This window comes from Nocardia otitidiscaviarum NBRC 14405, from assembly GCF_000308635.1.
Classification (GTDB): domain Bacteria; phylum Actinomycetota; class Actinomycetes; order Mycobacteriales; family Mycobacteriaceae; genus Nocardia; species Nocardia otitidiscaviarum.
The window spans coordinates 43,754-60,463 of sequence record NZ_BAGD01000103.1; the positions used below are offsets into that span (position 1 = coordinate 43,754).

Annotated in this window: 13 protein-coding genes and 2 pseudogenes; 8 read left to right on the forward strand and 7 right to left on the reverse strand. The window is 70.4% G+C overall.

The window, feature by feature from the left end:
* Positions 1-61 precede the first annotated feature (61 nt).
* From ON31_RS23135 to ON31_RS23145, 3 genes are all read left to right on the forward strand, one after another.
* Positions 62-835 (forward strand): deoxyribonuclease IV, encoded by a 774-nt coding sequence (locus tag ON31_RS23135; RefSeq protein WP_029931539.1) that lies wholly within the window; start codon positions 62-64, stop codon positions 833-835.
* Between the two features lie 72 nt (positions 836-907).
* On the forward strand, positions 908-2,119 hold the full coding sequence (locus ON31_RS23140) for a CaiB/BaiF CoA transferase family protein (protein WP_039816778.1): 1,212 nt from the start codon (positions 908-910) through the stop codon (positions 2,117-2,119).
* Positions 2,116-3,219, forward strand: coding sequence for a hydroxymethylglutaryl-CoA lyase-like TIM-barrel protein (locus ON31_RS23145; RefSeq protein ID WP_255222222.1), 1,104 nt, complete (start codon positions 2,116-2,118; stop codon positions 3,217-3,219). The genes ON31_RS23140 and ON31_RS23145 overlap by 4 nt, the downstream gene beginning before the upstream one ends.
* Here ON31_RS23145 and ON31_RS23150 read toward each other — a convergent pair.
* Complete coding sequence (locus tag ON31_RS23150) at positions 3,206-3,466, reverse strand: hypothetical protein (protein ID WP_115061458.1); 261 nt, start codon at positions 3,464-3,466, stop codon at positions 3,206-3,208. The genes ON31_RS23145 and ON31_RS23150 overlap by 14 nt on opposite strands.
* Before the next feature lie 314 nt (positions 3,467-3,780).
* Here ON31_RS23150 and ON31_RS34820 point away from each other — a divergent pair, with 314 nt between their 5' ends.
* Positions 3,781-4,311: a hypothetical protein gene (locus ON31_RS34820; protein WP_051037637.1), complete on the forward strand. Its 531-nt coding sequence runs from the start codon at positions 3,781-3,783 to the stop codon at positions 4,309-4,311.
* A 246-nt stretch (positions 4,312-4,557) separates the two neighbouring features.
* Here the strand turns inward: ON31_RS34820 and ON31_RS23160 are convergent, their stop codons facing one another.
* Together ON31_RS23160 and ON31_RS23165 are read right to left on the reverse strand one after the other, a co-directional pair.
* Positions 4,558-5,679 carry an acyl-CoA dehydrogenase family protein gene (locus ON31_RS23160; RefSeq protein ID WP_039816781.1) on the reverse strand — a complete coding sequence of 374 codons (1,122 nt, stop codon included), beginning with the start codon at positions 5,677-5,679 and terminating at the stop codon, positions 4,558-4,560.
* Between the two features lie 9 nt (positions 5,680-5,688).
* Positions 5,689-6,858: an acyl-CoA dehydrogenase family protein gene (locus ON31_RS23165; protein ID WP_039816783.1), complete on the reverse strand. Its 1,170-nt coding sequence runs from the start codon at positions 6,856-6,858 to the stop codon at positions 5,689-5,691.
* A 231-nt stretch (positions 6,859-7,089) separates the two neighbouring features.
* On the opposite strand from ON31_RS23165, the gene ON31_RS23170 reads away from it, so the two are divergent.
* Positions 7,090-7,830 carry a hypothetical protein gene (locus ON31_RS23170; RefSeq protein ID WP_039816785.1) on the forward strand — a complete coding sequence of 247 codons (741 nt, stop codon included), beginning with the start codon at positions 7,090-7,092 and terminating at the stop codon, positions 7,828-7,830.
* A 446-nt stretch (positions 7,831-8,276) separates the two neighbouring features.
* Here ON31_RS23170 and ON31_RS23175 read toward each other — a convergent pair whose 3' ends face one another.
* Entirely contained in the window at positions 8,277-10,052 is a 1,776-nt protein-coding gene (locus ON31_RS23175; RefSeq protein ID WP_029931532.1) for a DEAD/DEAH box helicase, read from the reverse strand.
* 597 nt (positions 10,053-10,649) lie between these two features.
* Here ON31_RS23175 and ON31_RS23180 point away from each other — a divergent pair.
* Positions 10,650-11,522 carry a carbon-nitrogen hydrolase family protein gene (locus ON31_RS23180; protein WP_081592671.1) on the forward strand — a complete coding sequence of 291 codons (873 nt, stop codon included), beginning with the start codon at positions 10,650-10,652 and terminating at the stop codon, positions 11,520-11,522.
* A 403-nt stretch (positions 11,523-11,925) separates the two neighbouring features.
* Positions 11,926-12,570, forward strand: coding sequence for a phosphoribosyltransferase (locus ON31_RS23185; RefSeq protein WP_039816788.1), 645 nt, complete (start codon positions 11,926-11,928; stop codon positions 12,568-12,570).
* A gap of 42 nt (positions 12,571-12,612) precedes the next feature.
* Here ON31_RS23185 and ON31_RS23190 read toward each other — a convergent pair whose 3' ends face one another.
* From ON31_RS23190 to ON31_RS35770, 3 genes and pseudogenes are all read right to left on the reverse strand, one after another.
* Complete coding sequence (locus ON31_RS23190) at positions 12,613-13,146, reverse strand: gamma carbonic anhydrase family protein (protein ID WP_039816817.1); 534 nt, start codon at positions 13,144-13,146, stop codon at positions 12,613-12,615.
* A 292-nt stretch (positions 13,147-13,438) separates the two neighbouring features.
* Entirely contained in the window at positions 13,439-13,948 is a 510-nt protein-coding gene (locus ON31_RS38120) for an alpha/beta hydrolase (protein WP_255222223.1), read from the reverse strand.
* A 417-nt stretch (positions 13,949-14,365) separates the two neighbouring features.
* Positions 14,366-14,665, reverse strand: a pseudogene (locus ON31_RS35770) (alpha/beta hydrolase); the annotation flags it as partial.
* Positions 14,666-15,021: 356 nt separating this feature from the next.
* On the opposite strand from ON31_RS35770, the pseudogene ON31_RS23200 reads away from it, so the two are divergent.
* A pseudogene (locus ON31_RS23200) lies at positions 15,022-16,710 on the forward strand (hypothetical protein); the annotation flags it as partial.

The following is a 16,710-nucleotide window of genomic DNA, read 5'->3' on the forward strand; positions in this document are numbered from 1 at the left end:
TTACGCAACAGTTATGGATCGCTTGGCATGGTTGTCGGTGGGGGTCGATACGCTGACCACCATGCGTCTAGGAGCACACGTGCGGATGGACAGCGACCCCATCGGCTTCGGGGAGAAGCTCGGGGCCGATGTCATCCAGATGTTCGTGGTCGACCCGCAGAGCTGGGAGAAGCCGACACCGCATCCGCGCACCGATGAGATCAAGGCCAGCCCGATCGAGGTGGTGGTGCACTCCTCGTACCAGATCAATGTGGCCAGCGTGAACAACCGGCTACGCATGCCGTCGCGCAACGCGGTGGCGCAGCAGGCGAAGGCGGCGGCGGAACTCGGCGCGTTCGGGCTGGTGGTGCACGGCGGCCACGTGCGCTCCGATGCCGAGATGGCCGAGGGGATCGTGAACTGGCGCAAACTGTTCCAGCGCCAAGAGGACAAGGGCGGCTTCGCCGTGCCGATCCTCATCGAGAACACCGCGGGCGGCAATCACGCCATGGCCCGACATTTCGACAATATCGCACGGCTGTGGGAGGCCGTCGGCGACTACGACGCGGGCTTCTGCCTGGACACCTGCCACGCCTGGGCCGGCGGTGAGGAACTGCTCGGCATCGTGGACCGGATCAAGGCCATCACCGGCCGCATCGACCTGGTACACCTCAACTCCTCCCGCGACGCCTTCGACTCCGGAGCCGACCGGCACGCCAACCTCGCCGACGGCACCATCGACCCGCAACTCCTGGTGGAGGTGTGCAAGGCCGTGGACGCACCGATCGTGCTGGAAACCCCGGCCGAAGGCGTCGCCGACGACCTGGCCTACCTGCGCGAACAGGTCGGTAGCTGAGCGCGGGCGGCAGCCTCACAGCCGACCGGGGGCGGGCAGGGGGTCGCGAGCTCTAGAGTTCACGGTGTGACGATGGAGATTCGACCGCTCGACGGGGTGCGGGTGCTGGAGTTGGGGAACTACGTCGCGGCGCCGACCGCCGGGCGGATCCTCGGGGACTTCGGGGCCGAGGTGATCAAGGTCGAGCGCCCCAAGACCGGGGACGAGCTGCGGAATTGGCGGCTGTACGGCGGCGATACCTCGATGCTGTACCGGACCGTCAACCGGAACAAGAAGTCGATCACGTTGGATCTGCGCACCGAGGCGGGGCGGCGGATCGTGCTCGAGCTCATCGAGCGGTGCGATGTGCTGCTGGAGAACTTCCGGCCCGGCATGCTGGAGAAGTGGGGGCTGGGGCCGGAGGTGCTGTCGGCGGCCAATCCGAAGCTGGTGATCACGCGGATCTCGGCCTACGGGCAGACCGGTCCGCTCGCGCAGCGCCCGGGTTTCGCCGCCGTCGCCGAGGCGGTGGGCGGCCTGCGCGAACTCGTCGGCGACCCGGATCGTCCGCCGGTGCGGGTGGGCGTCTCCATCGGCGATTCCATCGCGGGCATCTACGCGGCCTTCGGCACCGTGATGGCGCTGTTCCAGCGCGAGCGGGTGGAGCGGGTTCCCCTGGAGCAGCGCATCATCGACGTCGCGCTCAACGAGTCGATCCTGTCGGTGATGGAATCGCTGGTGCCGGACTATCTCGCCTACGGCATCACACGCGAACGCGTCGGCGGACGCATGGAGGGCATCGCGCCCAGCAATGCCTACCCGTGCGCCGACGGCACCAGCATCATCATCGGCGGCAACGGGGACGCCATCTTCCAGCGCTATATGCGAGTCATCGACCGGCCGGACCTCGCCGCCGACCCGGAACTCCAGGACAATGCGGGACGCTGGCAGCATCGCGAACGCCTCGACGCCGCCATCGCCGAGTGGACGCGCCGACACACCCGCGACGAGGCGCTGAAGGTGCTCGAGGAGGCGGCCATCCCGTGCGGCCCGATCTACACCGCCGCCGACCTGGTCGCCGACGAACAGTTGAAGGCACGCAATATGATCCAACCCTTCCGCGTGGACGTCGGCGAGCCCGAACCCAAGGAGGTCGGCTTCACCGGCATCGTGCCCGTGATCGGCGGTGCGTCGTTGCCCATCCGGTCGGTCGGCCCCGACCTGGGTGAACACACCCGCGAGGTGCTGTCGGGCCTGCTCGGCATGAGCGACGACGAGATCGAGGCGCTGGAGGCGGACCGATGAACCGGCACGACGGCGCGCCCGCTCCGGGCGGCGCGACACCGCCCGCTGGTGCGGGGCAACAGCCTGCCTCCTCGGCAGACCACCGCAACGCGGCCCCCTACCCCGGCGGCACAACACCGCACCGCAGCGCGGAACGACAGCTCGCTGACGCCGCACAGCTGACCGGCGCCGCGACTGCGCGCCGCGCGGTGCCCCTGCTCCGCGATGTGACCCTGCGCGACGGTCTGCAACTCACCGGCAAAGTCCTCCCCACCGAACACAAGGTGGAGATCGTGCGGCGGCTGCTCGGACTCGGCGTGCCGGAGTTGGAGATCGGCTCCCTCGCCCGGCCGGACCTGGTGCCGCCCATGGCCAACAGCCTGGAGGTGGTGGCCGCGCTGAGTCCGGAGGAGTTGCGGCGGTGCTGGCTCTGGGTCGCCACTCCGCGGCATGTGGAGAAGGCCGCCGCGGCGGGAGCGCGCAATTTCCAGTACTGCTTCTCGGTCTCCGATGCCCACAACCGGGCCAATATCGGCCGTGCGACGGAGGACAGTGTGGCCGCCATGCCCGCCGCCGTCGAACTGGCGCGCGCGGTGGGCGGGCGTATTCAACTCTGTCTCGCCACGGCTTTCACCTGTCCGTTCGACGGGCCGGTGGATCCCGAGCGGGTACTGGCCATCGCCGCGGATCCCCGCACCGCGGGCGCGGACGACGTCGTGCTCGCCGATACGCTCGGCCAGGCGCATCCCGGGCAGGTGGCCGCACTGGTCGCGGCCGTCCGAGCCCGGAATCCGCAGCGGCGCATCGTCTTCCACGGCCACGACACCTGGGGCCTGGGGGTGGCGAACTCCCTGGCGGCGGCCGCGGCCGGGGCCGATGTGGTGGACGGGTCGCTCGGTGGGCTGGGCGGGTGCCCGTTCGCGCCGGGGGCGAGCGGCAACACCTCGAGTGAGGATCTGCTGTTCGCGACCCGGCCGGACTGGTTCACCCCGGCGGTGCTCGGTGAGCTGGTGCGAATGTCCGAAGCATTGTTGACCGAACTCGGCGAGCCGAATCGGTCCCGGACAGTCGAGGGTGCGCGGTCGAAAGCGCAGGCGTTCGAATGGGTTATCCGCGGCTGAAGTCCGCGCGTAGCCGTAACAGCACCAAACCCGCGGTGCACGCCAGAATCAATCCGGCGACGGTGATTTCGACATGTAGTCCGGCGATTCCGAATCCGGCGCCCACCAGGCCGCCGAGGAATATGAACCAGGCGAGCGCCCGGGCCAGGATCTCGGTCACCCGCCGCGGCCGGTCCGCCGCGGAATCCGGGGATTCCACGGGCTGCGCGGCCGTGCGCAGCGGGGATGTCGAGGAAGCTCCCATCATCCACTCCTAGATGACGCCCCCTGAGTTCGGCGCTCACGACTTCGTGAACCTGCGCGCGTCCCTCAGCTAATTCCGGGCGTATCACATGTAACTTTGGTCACACATTACGGGTAGGCAACGGAATGTCCATGCGACACGGACACGCAACACGCAGAGTTGACCAATTCGATATGTGAATTACTGCTGTTTGAGATTGTCTTGTGACGGCGGAACCCACCGCGCGGGACGGGATTCGAACCGACCGCCCGCCTGGCCCCGTCCGGCGGCCTCCATTAGGGTGAGCCCCACTCGAGACGAATGAGGAGAGCTCACCGATGGACGGCAGCAACAGCCGCGCGGACGATCACGACGAGCACCGCTCGCGACGACTGCCCGCCCCCATGATGGGCGCGGTCGCCGCCGCCGGAGCGGTCTCCCTCGGCCTCGTCCTCATCGGCTCCTGCGGCCTCGACGGCGAAGACACCTACGTCGCGCCCCCTCCCCTCAACGCCGACCTCCAAGCCGCACCCACCGGCTACGCCCGCTCCAGCACCACCACCCCGGTCATCGTCATCCCACCCTCCCCCACCTGGCGCGTCGCCGCCGACCGCCCCCCGCGCCGCACCACGACGACCACGGCCACCACCGTCGCGGTCGAGCGCGACGAGGACCGCGAGTACTCCGACACCGAGACCACCACCCGCACCACCCGCCCGACCACCCCGCGCACAACGCGCCCCACCCCCAGCACCACCGAGCGCACCGAGACGCTCACCCGACCTCCCACCGAAGAACCGCCGACCACCACCGAGGATCTGCCCACCAGCGTGGTTCCGACCTTCCCGGACGAAGAGAGCGGGGAGTAGCCCCCGGACCGTCCCCGGCGGGCGTGCGGCGGCGCACGCGACCGACCCCCGCGATCCCGGAAGGGATCCGCTCAGGGCGAGCGGGAATCCATGGCGGCATCGTACGAGAGCGGTCCGCCACCAGTTCCCGCTCGGCGGTAGGGGCGGGGCGCGTCGCGGGTCGGCGGTGCGGGCGTGGAGGTCCGGCGGAAATGACTGTGGCCCCTCCGATTTCGGAGGGGCCACCGGCGTTCGCGGGGAATACGGTCAGATTTCGACCAGGCCGTAGTCGGCGACGCGGGCGGTGAGGACCCGGAGATGTTCCAGGTCGCCGCCGAGGGTGCGGCCGATGGCGGTCAGGCGGGCGACGTAGTGGCTGACCGGGTATTCGGTGGTGATGCCGATGCCGCCGTGCATCTGCACGGCCTCCTGGCCGATGTGCCGCGCCCCGCGCGCGACCTGGAGGCGGGCGCGGGAGGCGATCACCGGATCCACGGTGCCGTCGGCGAGGGCGGCGGTGGCGTAGTAGCTCATGCTGCGGGCCAGTTCCAGCGAGACGTACATATCCGCGGCCCGCTGCGACAGGGTCTGGAACTTCGACAGCGTGACCCCGAACTGCTTGCGGGTTTTCAAGTATTCGGTGGTGAGTCGCAGCGATTCCGCCATCGCGCCCAGGGATTCCGCGCACAGGGCGGCCTGCGCCTGGACCAGCGCCGCGTCGATGGCGGACCGGGCGTCACCGCCGGTGCCGAGCACTTCGGCGGGGGTGGAATCGAATTCGAGCTGTGCGCCGCGCCGTCCGTCGAAGGTGCGGAAGGGTTTGCGCGCCACCGTATCCGCGGCGACCAGGAACAGTCCGGTGCCGCCGTCGGGCAGCGCTGCGCTGACCACCAGGGTGTCGGCGCAATCGCCGTGCGGAACCGGGTTCTTCACGCCGGTCAGCACATACGAATCCCCCTGTGCCACAGCGGTGGTGGACAGCTCCGTGGACGGCCACCGCAGCCCGGGCTCCTCGTGCGCGAAGGCCAGCAGCCGCTGTCCGCCGACCACCTCGGGCAGCACCCGCTGCCGCTGTTCGGCGGTGCCCACGCTCGCCACCAGCGAGCCGGGCAGCAGCACCGCGTCCAGCAGCGGTTCGGGCGCGAGGCAGCGGCCGATCTCCTCGAGCACCACCATGGTCTCGACGGGGCCCGCGTCCATACCGCCGTCCGCTTCACTGAAAGCCAGTCCCAGCACGCCCAATTCGGCGAGCTGCCCCCACACGTCGCGGCTCCAGCCCAGATCGGTGTCGGTGATCTTCAGTCGCGACTCCGGATCGTAAGTGCGCGCCAGCACCTCGCGCACCGTGTCGCGCAGCATGATCTGTTCATCGGTGAGTTCGAAATCCATGGCGGCGCCTCACAATCCGAGGATGGTGGAGGCGATGATGGTGCGCTGCACCTCGTTCGACCCTCCGTAGATGCTGGTCTTGCGGTAGTTGAGGTAGGTGGGGCCGGTGATCTGCGCCCACTCCGGGGAGGCGATGTCGGCGGCGTGCACCGGCAGCGCGTCGGGTCCGGCGATATCCATGAGCAGTTCGGTGGCGGCCTGCTGCAATTCGGTGCCGCGCAGTTTGAGCACCGACGACGCCGGATTCGGCTTGCCGTCCAGCGGCTGGGAGACCACGCGCATGAGGGTCAGCTCCAGCGCCAGCAGTTCGTTCTCCAGTTCGGCGACCCGGGCGGCGAAGACCGGATCGTCCATGAGCGTGCCGCCACCCGACTTGGTCTGGGCCGCATACTCTTTCGCCAAACCCAGCTTGACCTTGGTGCGGCCGACGCCGGTGATGCCGGTGCGCTCGTTGCCGAGCAGGAACTTCGCGTAGGTCCAGCCCATGTTCTCCTCGCCGACGAGCTGATCGGCGGGCACCCGGACGTTGGAGAAGAAGACCTCGTTCACCTCGTGGTGGCCGTCGATGAGCTTGATCGGGCGGATGGTGACGCCCGGGGTGTTCACATCGAACAGCAGCATCGAGATACCCGCCTGCTTCTTGGCGTTCGGGTCGGTGCGCACCAGGCAGAAGATCCAGTCGGCGTACTGCGCCAGGGTGGTCCAGATCTTCTGGCCGTTGACGATGTAGGAGTCGCCGTCGCGCACGGCGGTGGTGCGCAGCGAGGCCAGATCGGAGCCGGCGTCGGGTTCGGAGAAGCCCTGGCACCACCAGATGTCGAGATTGGCGGTCGGCGGCAGGAAGCGCTGCTTGAGCTCCTCGGAGCCGAATTGGGCGATCACCGGGCCGATCATCTGGGCGTTGAAGGTGAGCGGTTCGGGGACCGAGGCCAACTGCATCTCGTCCTCCCAGATGTGCAGCTGCATGGGCGACCAGTCCTGCCCGCCCCACTGCACCGGCCACTTCGGCACCGCGAGACCGTGCTCGTTGAGGATCCGATGGGTGGTGACGATGTCCTCGCGGGAGAGTTCGCGGCCGTACTTCACGCGGTCGCGGATCTCGGCCGGGATCTTGGTCCGGTAGAACTCGCGCAGTTCGTCCCGGAATGTCACCTCATCGGGTGAGAGAGCTAGCTTCATCGCGTCTCCAGGCGTTCGCCGTATGTGTTCCGCGTCTCGGTCTTAAAAGACACGGCCAAGTGGGTGTCTCAAAGCTACCACTGGGTAATGGTCGGTCTGTCACTCGCATCACACCGGCGGCGCGGGCTCATCCCCCACGCCGGGCACACGGCTGGTAATTTGCGGAGGGATCAGCGCGCCCCGGAAAGGCATCCGGCGGCCGCGCCCATCGAATCTCGAGGAGCAATACGAGTGAACGGCAGGACCCTCCGCCGCGCCGCGTCCGCGACCGCCATCGCGGCCACGGTGGCGCTAGGCACGACCGCAGTCGCCCACGCCGAACCCGCGGAGCCGCAGCCCTCACCCGTCGACACGGCCATCCAACAGCTCACCGACACCGCCGACGGCAATGCCGACGCCGAGGCCGCGGTGCGCTCCACCGCCAAGGCCGCACAGCTCATCACCGCCGCCAAGCTGGGCAATGTGGCGTTCGCGCCGTTCGCCTACATGGCCCCCACCATCGGCTGCGGCACCACTATGCCGCTCAGCCTGACCGCGGCCTCCGCCATCGCGGGCGGCACCCCCGACAGCCTCGGCGCCGCCCCCGGCACCATCCGCTTCCAGGCCGTCGCCCAGCACTCCGGCATGCCGCTGGCCTCCGGCCTCAGCGTGGTCTGGCTGAACGTGAACAACGGCCGCAGCGGGATCAACATGCTCGACGACGTCTCCGAGTACAACCTCCCCAGCCTCTCCAAGACCGTCGACTCCGGCCCCGGCAACATCATCGCCTCCCTCTGGGGCACCATCGACTACCCCGGCGCCCGCTGCGTGGTCACCCCCACCGTCGGCCTCTTCACCGTCCCCGACCTCCCGCCCCCGGCCCCGGAAACCCCCACCGACCCGGCAGCGCCGGCCCCGGCCGACGCCGGCTCGGCGGGCGCCCCCGAACAACCCGCCCCCGCGGCCCCGGCCGACACCCCCGCGCCGAACTAACCACGGTCCCAACCGAACCAGCTCAGAGCCCGCCCCAACCCGGCGGGCTCTCCCGCTACGGCATCACCCCACACCACCCGCGCCCGCCCGAACCGGCAGACTCGCGCCCGGTCCGCAACCCCCGTACGGGACCGTTCCGCTCACCCGCACCTACGTCCGCCCCCGCGGCGCACGTTCTTTCGCCGAGGGGGAACTGGTGGCGGACCGCTCTCGCACAATGCCGCCACAGATTCCCCCTCGCTATGCAGGACACCCACTGACGACCATCCGCCCGCTTGATTCGCGGCGCGTCCCGGTTCTGGACTGACCGGAGCGGAGGAGCGAAGCGGGGGAGCGGAGGGAGGGAAGAACCGGGACCTCCAGCGCCGCGAATCCGCCGGAGCGAAGCGGAGGCAATCAAACACAGCATCCGCCCGGAGCGCAGCGGAGGGCAAATCGAACCCAGCTCAGGCGCGGGGTTTGCGGCGGTCGAAGCGCTTGCCGCCGTCGCGGCGGGGGGCGCGGCTCAGGGGCCGGTGTCCGGGCGGGCCGGAGTCGAGCTGGAGCTGGATGAGCTGGCCGCTGATGCGGGTGCGGCGCAGGGCGTCCAGAGTTTCCGAGGACAGGTCGGCGGGGAGTTCGACCAGGCTGTGGTCGGGGCGGATGCTGATGTGGCCGAAGTCGCTGCGACGCAGGCCGCCCTCGTTGGCGATGGCGCCGACGATGGCGCCGGGCACCACCTTGTGGCGCTTGCCGACCGAGATGCGGTAGGTGGCCATTTCGGCACCGGTCGCGCGGTGGCGGGACGGGCCTTCACGGCGCGGACGGTCGCCCTCGAAGGAGCGGGAGCCGCGTTCGCGGGGGCGGCGTTCGGGCTCCGGGTCGGGCTCCATGAAGAAGTTGTCGCCGTCGTGCGAGCCGACGGCCAGCGCGGCGGCGATATCCACCAGCGGGATATTGTGCTCGCGCTCGTAGTCCTCGATGAGTTTGCGGAACAGCGCCAGGTTCGCGGCGGACAGGTTCTCGGTGATCATGTCGCCGAATTTGGCGACGCGCTGCGCGTTCACATCCTCCACGCTGGGCAGCTGCATCTCGGTGAGCGGCTGGCGGGTGGCGCGTTCGATGGAGTCGAGCAGGCGGCGTTCGCGCGGCGCCACGAACAGCAGCGCCTCACCGCTGCGGCCGGCGCGGCCGGTGCGGCCGATGCGGTGCACGTAGGACTCGGTGTCGTGCGGGATGTCGTAGTTGACGACGTGCGAGATGCGCTCCACGTCGAGGCCGCGGGCGGCGACGTCGGTGGCGACGAGGATGTCGAGCGCGCCCGACTTGAGCTGTCCGATGGTGCGCTCACGCTGCGCCTGCACGATGTCGCCGTTGATGGCGGCGGCGGAATACCCGCGGGCGCGCAGCTTCTCGGCCAGCTCCTCGGTGGCCTGCTTGGTGCGCACGAAGATGATCATGGCCTCGAAGGGCTCGACCTCGAGGATACGGGTCAGCGCGTCGAGCTTGCGCTGATAGGACACCTGCACCCAGCGCTGGGTGATGTTGGTGTTGGTGGCCGTCTTGGCCTTGACCGTGATCTCCACCGGGTCGTGCAGGTACTGCTTGGAGATCTTGCGGATGGCGGTCGGCATGGTCGCCGAGAACAACGCCACCTGCTTGGACTCGGGCGTGTCGCGCAGGATGCGCTCCACGTCGTCCTGGAAGCCCATCTTCAGCATCTCGTCGGCCTCGTCGAGCACGAGGTACTGGAGCTGGGTCAGGTCCAGGGTGCCGCGTTCCAGGTGGTCGATCACGCGACCGGGCGTGCCGACCACGACCTGCGCGCCGCGACGCAGCCCGGACAGCTGGACGGCGTAGTTCTGGCCGCCGTAGATGGGCAGCACATGCAGGTCGGGCATGTGCGCGGAGTAGCGCTCGAACGCCTCGGCCACCTGGATGGCCAGCTCGCGGGTCGGGGCCAGGACCAGCGCCCGCGGCGATTTGCCGGAGACTTGCAGGCCCATGAGGATCGGAATCGCGAACGCGGCCGTCTTGCCGGTGCCGGTCTGCGCGAGCCCCACCACGTCCGCGCCGTCGAGCAGCGGCGGGATGGTCGCCGCCTGGATGGGCGACGGCGACTCGTAGCCGACATCGGCGATGGCCCGCAGAATGCGGTCATCGATGCCCAGATCGGCGAAGGACGGGCCGGTCGCGTCCCTCTCGTCGTCGATCGAAACGCTGTCGGCCGGTGAGGTGCTCATTGGCCGCAAGTTTACTGCTTGGCAGTGGTCGCCCCGACCATCGGGCCGACCGGGTGAGACCCAGGTAACCGAACGGTCGGCATCGCATACCTCGACACCATCGAAATCCCCAGCCCCGCCAGCCGTTTCCACCACCACCTCGAATCCCCACCCCGGCCGCCCCACCGACCCGCCGCACCCGAGCACACCGCGGCATCCACCACCCCGCCGCTTACCCACCTCGCGGCAGCCCCGCCACGAACCTCGGACACGCCCTGACATTCCACGCACTGCGGCCCGCGCGGCATCCGGCCACACCTCAGCCCGCACGTGACGAGGTGTCGGCCTGGCGGGCACCTCCACGGCGCTGAGTGCGATGTCGGTCGCCGCCTACATCACCCGGGACACCGCCGCCACCGGACTCGCCCACCGCATCGCCGACCTCCGTACACACCGCAGCATCACGTCCGGCCGTCCGTAGACGCCGCGGAGTTCCACCGCCCCCGCACACGCTCCTCCGGTGCCGCGGGGGGGTTCAGCGACCTTTCGGGCGTCGGGCCGGTGCCGCGCGTACGTTCCCGGTGTCGCTGGACGCCGGAATCGGGTACTTCTGTGTGCATGAGCGCCTTCGCCCACGAACCGGCCGCCGCCGTGCACCCGGCCGACGAATCCCCCGCCGGGACCACCGTGGATATCGCGGTGATCCAATTCGGGCCCGGCACCGATGTCGAGGCCAATCTCGCGGCGCTGCGGGAGGAGGTGCGGGCGGCGGCGGAGTTGGGGGCAAAGCTCGTGGTCGCGCCCGAGTACTCCATGTACTCGGTGAAACGGCTGGATGAGCGGGTGGTGGCGATAGCGGAACCGCTGACCGGACCGTTCGTGAGCGGATTGCGGGGTATCGCAGCGGAATTCGGGGTCCACCTGGTGGCGGGTGTGGCGGAGGCGCCGGGCGGTGACCTGCCTGCCGACCGCATCTTCAACACCCTGGTCGCCGCCACGCCCGAGGCGGAGTTCGCCGCGATCTACCGCAAGGTGCACCTCTACGACGCCTTCGGGTTCCGCGAGTCCGAGGTGGTGCTGCCCGGGCCGCTCGACCCGCCGCGGACCTTCACGGTCGACGGTGTGGTGTTCGGCATGCAAACCTGCTTCGACCTGCGTTTCCCCGAAGGCTGCCGCCGCATCGCCGCGGCCGGGGCGCAGGTGCTGCTGCTCCCCGCGCAGTGGATTCCCGGACCGGGCAAGGTCGATCAGTGGACCACCCTGCTGCGCGCCCGCGCCATCGAGAACACCCTGTACGTGGCCGCCGCCGACCAGTGCGCGCCCAAGGGCGCGGGTTCCTCCATGATCATCGACCCCACCGGCGGCGTGGTCGCCGAACTCGGCGAGCACGCGGGCATCGCCACGGCCCGCATCGACGTGGAATATCTGGAGAGCGTGCGCGCCACCAACCCGAGCCTGTCGCTGCGCAGGTTCACCATCGGCACCGACTGAACCCGCATTCGCCACCGCCCCTGAATGCCGGGAGCGCGTCCCGCCTCGGCACACGGAGCCGCCCGCCCCGCACGCCGACGACTCCCCCGCCGAACCAGCCGACCTGCACCGACCAACCCCCGCACCGCCCCAGCCAACCGTGCCCATCAAGCCCACATACCGACCCAGCGGTCCGCGTCGCCGGTTCCCGAACCCGTGCCGGCTGCTCCGGGCTTCCGGTCGCGCGATCCGCGCCGAGTACTCACGATCCGCGCCGCCCGCCACGCTGACGACACGGCGCCCGGTCGATCGCTGCGCAGCATTCGGCTTACCCGGTGAGCCGGGCCCACGTCGGCCCGAGCCGATTCCATTCGGTCACCGGGAATCCTGCTGGTGGCGGGGAGCACGCCTAGACTGGGGAGCGATGATCTATCCGGATCGAGTCGCCGCCGGTCGCACGCTCGGTGGATCGCTTCGGCACCTGCGCGCGATGAATCCCCTGGTGCTGGGGCTGCCCCGGGGCGGGGTCCCGGTGGCCGCCGCCGTGCGCGACGAGATCGGCGGGGACCTCGATGTGCTGCTGGTCCGCAAGCTCGGGGTGCCGTGGCAGCCCGAGCTGGCCATGGGGGCGATCGGCGAGGACGGGGTGCGGGTTCTCAATGACGACGTGGTGCGGCACACCGGTGTCACCGACGCGCAGATCGCCGAGGTCGAGCGGGTCGAGCGCGCGGAACTGGAGCGTCGCCGTGAACTGCTGCGCGGCGCGGATCCGCCCCTCCCGTTGCGGGACCGGGTGGTCGTGATCGTCGACGACGGTATGGCGACCGGCGCCACGGTGGCCGTGGCCTGCGAGATCGCCGGACTGCACGGTCCACGCCGCCTGATCGTGGCCGTGCCGGTGTCGTCCGCCGAGGCGCTGCACCGCATCCGCGCCCGCGCCGACGACGTGGTCTGCCCGCTGGTGCCGCGCCACCTCGGCGGGGTCGGCGGAGCCTACGAGGATTTCCATCAGCTCACCGACGAGGAGGTCGTGGAGCTGCTCGGGCCGCGGTCTCGGCCGGGGAGGTGAGGGCGGCCAGGATGCCCGGCGAAGGCCGCACGGTGACGGCGCTCAGTCTGCGGCTATCTCGGTGACGCCGGTGCGGTGCCGCTGCGCCAGCTCCGCGTAGTAGGACGGATTGAGTTTGACCCAGCCCTCGGCGGCGGTACCCGCGATGGGCCGCTTGACCTGCGCGGGCGACCCGGCGGCGAGCACTCCGTCGGGAATCTCGGTGCCCGGGGTGACCAGCGAATGGGCGGCGATCATGGACCCCGCGCCGATCGTCGCCATATCCAGCACGGTGGTGCCGTTGCCGACAATGGATTCCGCTCCCACCGTCGCGCCGTGGAACACCACGCTGTGCGCGATGGTCGCGCCCGCCCCGATCTCCACGGTCACCTCCGGCGGGGCGTGCACGACCGCATTGTCCTGCACATTCGCCCGCTCCCGCACGATGATCGGGCCGCAGTCCCCGCGCAGCACCGCGCCGTACCAGATGGAGGCTCCCGCCTCGACCCGCACATCACCGATGAGGCTCGCGGTGGGCGCGACGAAGGCGGTCGGATCGACCACCGGCCGCTTTCCCTCGAATTCGAAGAGTGGCACGTCGTACAACGTAACCCCATCGCCAGAAAGCCGACCGCCCGGATCGAAAATCCCTGCGGCTCGCGGTGTTCGGGGCGCGCGGCACAGTCGAAGCGCGGGCGGCACAGCGTGGGCGCGGACCGCGCAGTCGGAACGCGGGCCGCACAAGCGGGGCGCACGCCACACCAGCCGGGCGCGGGCCACACCGGCGGGGAGCGGGCCGCACAGTATCGTTCCGCCGTCCCCCGGGCAACGGCCGGAGCAGCCTGCACCGACACGGACAGTGCCACCGACGCGGTCGAGCATCCGATGCTCAACCGGTGCCGCAGTGCGCGGACACCCATTCCGCGATATCCGCGGTGACCTCGGCGTGCACCGGCTCGTGCAGTAGGTCGTGCCCGGCATCGGGGTACGCGCGGAAGTCGACGGAAGCCGTGCGCGCCCACTCGCGCACTCGGTCGATCGGTGCGCGCCGATCATCGACACCATGCACCACGAGCACCGGAAGCCCCTCCGGCAGCAGTGGGACGGCACCGCGACCGGCCACCCCCGCATCGGCCGGTCTCACACCGTGCCCGACGTACGGCGTGCCACCACCGCGCACGGAACGAGGACGCGGCGCGTCACCGGCCCCGCGCGCCGACCGCGGCGGTCTGCCGTCGAATACGGCTGCCGGGGTACCACACAGGATCAGGCCCGCGAGCGGAATATCGGCGACGAGCGCGAGCGCGGTGGCCGCGCCGAGTGAATGCCCCATCAGGAACAGCGGTTCCGAGCGCTGGGGTGGACGCCCGGCGGCGGACGGGACGGCCGGTCCGGGCACAGCCGCATCGGATCGCGGCGGTGTCCGCACGGATCGCGGCGCGCCCGGCGTCGACGGCAGAACCGGCGGCGCGGACTTCGGAGCACCGTACGCGGATCCCGGACCCGACGGCTCGGTTCGCGGGCAGCCCGGCACAGCGCCCGAACCCGACGACGCAGGTCCAGAAGCACCCGGCACAGATCCGGAGGCCGTCGACACGGACCGCGGAACACCTGGCACGGACACCGAACCCGACGACGCAGACCTCGAAGCACCCGGCACGGATTCCGAACCCGACGATGCGGACCACGGAACACCCGGCACGGATCCCGAACCCGACGATGCGGACCACGGAACACCCGGCACGGATCCCGAAACCGTCGACGCGGAGCGCGGAGCGGTCGGTGCCGTTCGTGACACCGGCGGCGTCGAGTTGAGCGTCTTTCGGATCTCGGTGAGAAAGGCGAGTGCGTCCGCAGCCAGTTCCGGGAGCGTGCCGGGGCGTTCGGGATCGCCTTCGCTGAGCCCGTGGCCGGATGTGTCGAGACACCACAGCGATATCCCGGAACTCACCAGACCGGCGGCGAACCGGTGATAGTGGCCACTGTGCTGGCCACTCCCGGGAAGGAGCGCAAGCGCACCCCCGGACGGTTCGGCCGACCGGTGCCGGTAGTGCAATCGCCCCCGGGGCCCCACGAAGTACGGCACAGCGCCAATCCTCCCAGAGGCATTCACCATCGAGGGGGAACTGGTGGCGGGGCCTTCTCGCACGATGCCGCCACGGATTCCCGCTCGCGGCAGGCGCGGGGACGCGCGAGGTGCGACACGCCGACGTGGTGGGCGGGGTTGCGGGGTTGTGGGCGGGGCGGAAGCGGGGGTGAGGCGGGGTGGGGGGACGAGTCGTGTTGTCGCGCAACGTCGCCCGGGAGGGGTTGCCGACGGGGGGATGGCAGGGGGCGGGGCGGGGGGTGAAGTGGCCGCTACCTCGTAACACACCGGTCCGCTTCCACTTACTACGCTGTTGCGCGACTCGGCACGCAAGGGTGCGTGGACCGGGTGCGGGTGTCGGCGAGAAAGGCACAGGAGGGCCGCGCTTGATTCTGTTCGGTGATCGTGTCGTGTGCAGCACCGGTGACCTGGTGGAGGCGGCGCGCTGCGAGTTCGCGCTGCTGCGCGCGCTCGACGCCGAACTGGGGCTGGTGGGACCGGTGGAGTACCGCGCACCGGGCGTCGCGCCGCGCCCGGCGGACGCCGAGCGCGACCACCGCCTCGCGGACCTGCGCGACCGCTACGGCAGCGGCCTGGTGCGCATCCGCACGGAGTACGACCACCGGATGACGTTCGAGGGTGGGCCGACGACGGCGCGTCGTGATCCGGCGGATACGGGGGCCGGGCATGCGGATCCGGGACGGATTGTCGCGGCGCTCGCCGCCGCGCACGAGGCCACCGTGGCGGCGCTGCGGGCGGATGCCGAGGTGGTCGCGAGTCCGGTGCTGTTCGAGAGGGACTTCGCTGTCGGGTGCGACTTCCTGCTGCGCGACGGCGCTCCCGAGGCACACGACTATCTGACCGCCGGGGTCGCCAGCCGCCGGACGCGAATCGGCACCCTGCTGGAGCATGCCGCCTGTGCGGATGCGTTGCAGCGCACCGGCTTCCGGCCCGCACCGCATACCAGGCTCTGGCTCGGCGGGTCGACGAGCACGCACACCCTGGCCGATATCGCCGTCGTGTACCGGGCGCGGCGGGCGCGGTTGACGTTGATCCTCGACGCCAAGCTGAACGAATTGCTGCCGGTGCAGTGGGGCGATCGGCGGTTCCTCGCCTGCGGGCAGTGCACCACCTGCACGGCCGAATTGGAGGCGCGGCGGGATCTGCTGCTGGTGGCCGGGATGCGACCGGCGGTGCGGGCGCAGTTGCGGGATGCGGGCATCACGACGGTGGATCGGCTGGCCGCGTCGGACGGGGCGGTGACGGGGGTGCCCGCGCCCACCTTCACGGCGCTGCGCCGCCAGGCCGAACTCCAGTTGCACCGGGAGCATACGGGCCACCCGATCTACACCGTGCTCGATGCCGACGCGCTGGGTGGGCTGCCCGCACCCACCGCCGGTGACCTGTTCGTCTCGGTCACCGCGCCGGAGACGGGGACCGCCACGGATCTGCTGGTGACCATCGGTTCCGGGGAACCGGAGAACGTCTTCCGCACCTTCGTGATCCACGACCGCGCCGACGAGCCCCGCGGCCCCTACCCGGCCGACGATGCCGCGGCCCTGCTGGACTTCCTCGCGGAATGGCAGTGGAATCATCCCGGACTGCGCATCCACCACTACCGCGGCGGCCTGCGACCGCTGCTCGCCGGACTGGCCGACCAGCACCCGGACGGCGAGGACATCGTCGCCGCCCTGCTGCCCCTCCTGTTCGACCTCTACCCCATCGTGCGCGCGGCGCTGCTGGTCGGCGAACGCTCCTACGGCCTGCACCATCTGCCCCCGAACCTCTTCGGCCCCAACGACTTCGACGAAATCACCGAAACCACCCCCGGCCCACCGGAACCCGACCACGGCCCACCGATCACCCACGGCCACCACCGCGCGCACGCCGCGGTGGCCATGCTGGACCGCACCGCACGCGCCGACGTCGGCAACACTCGCGTCCTGACCGAAGCAGCCTCGGCGGACGCGACACCGGTGGTTGCGACGCTGGCGAGCACGGCAGCGACCGACCCGGCAACCGCGACGACCGCAGCCACGACCGCTACGGCAACAGCACCGACCGATACGGCTACC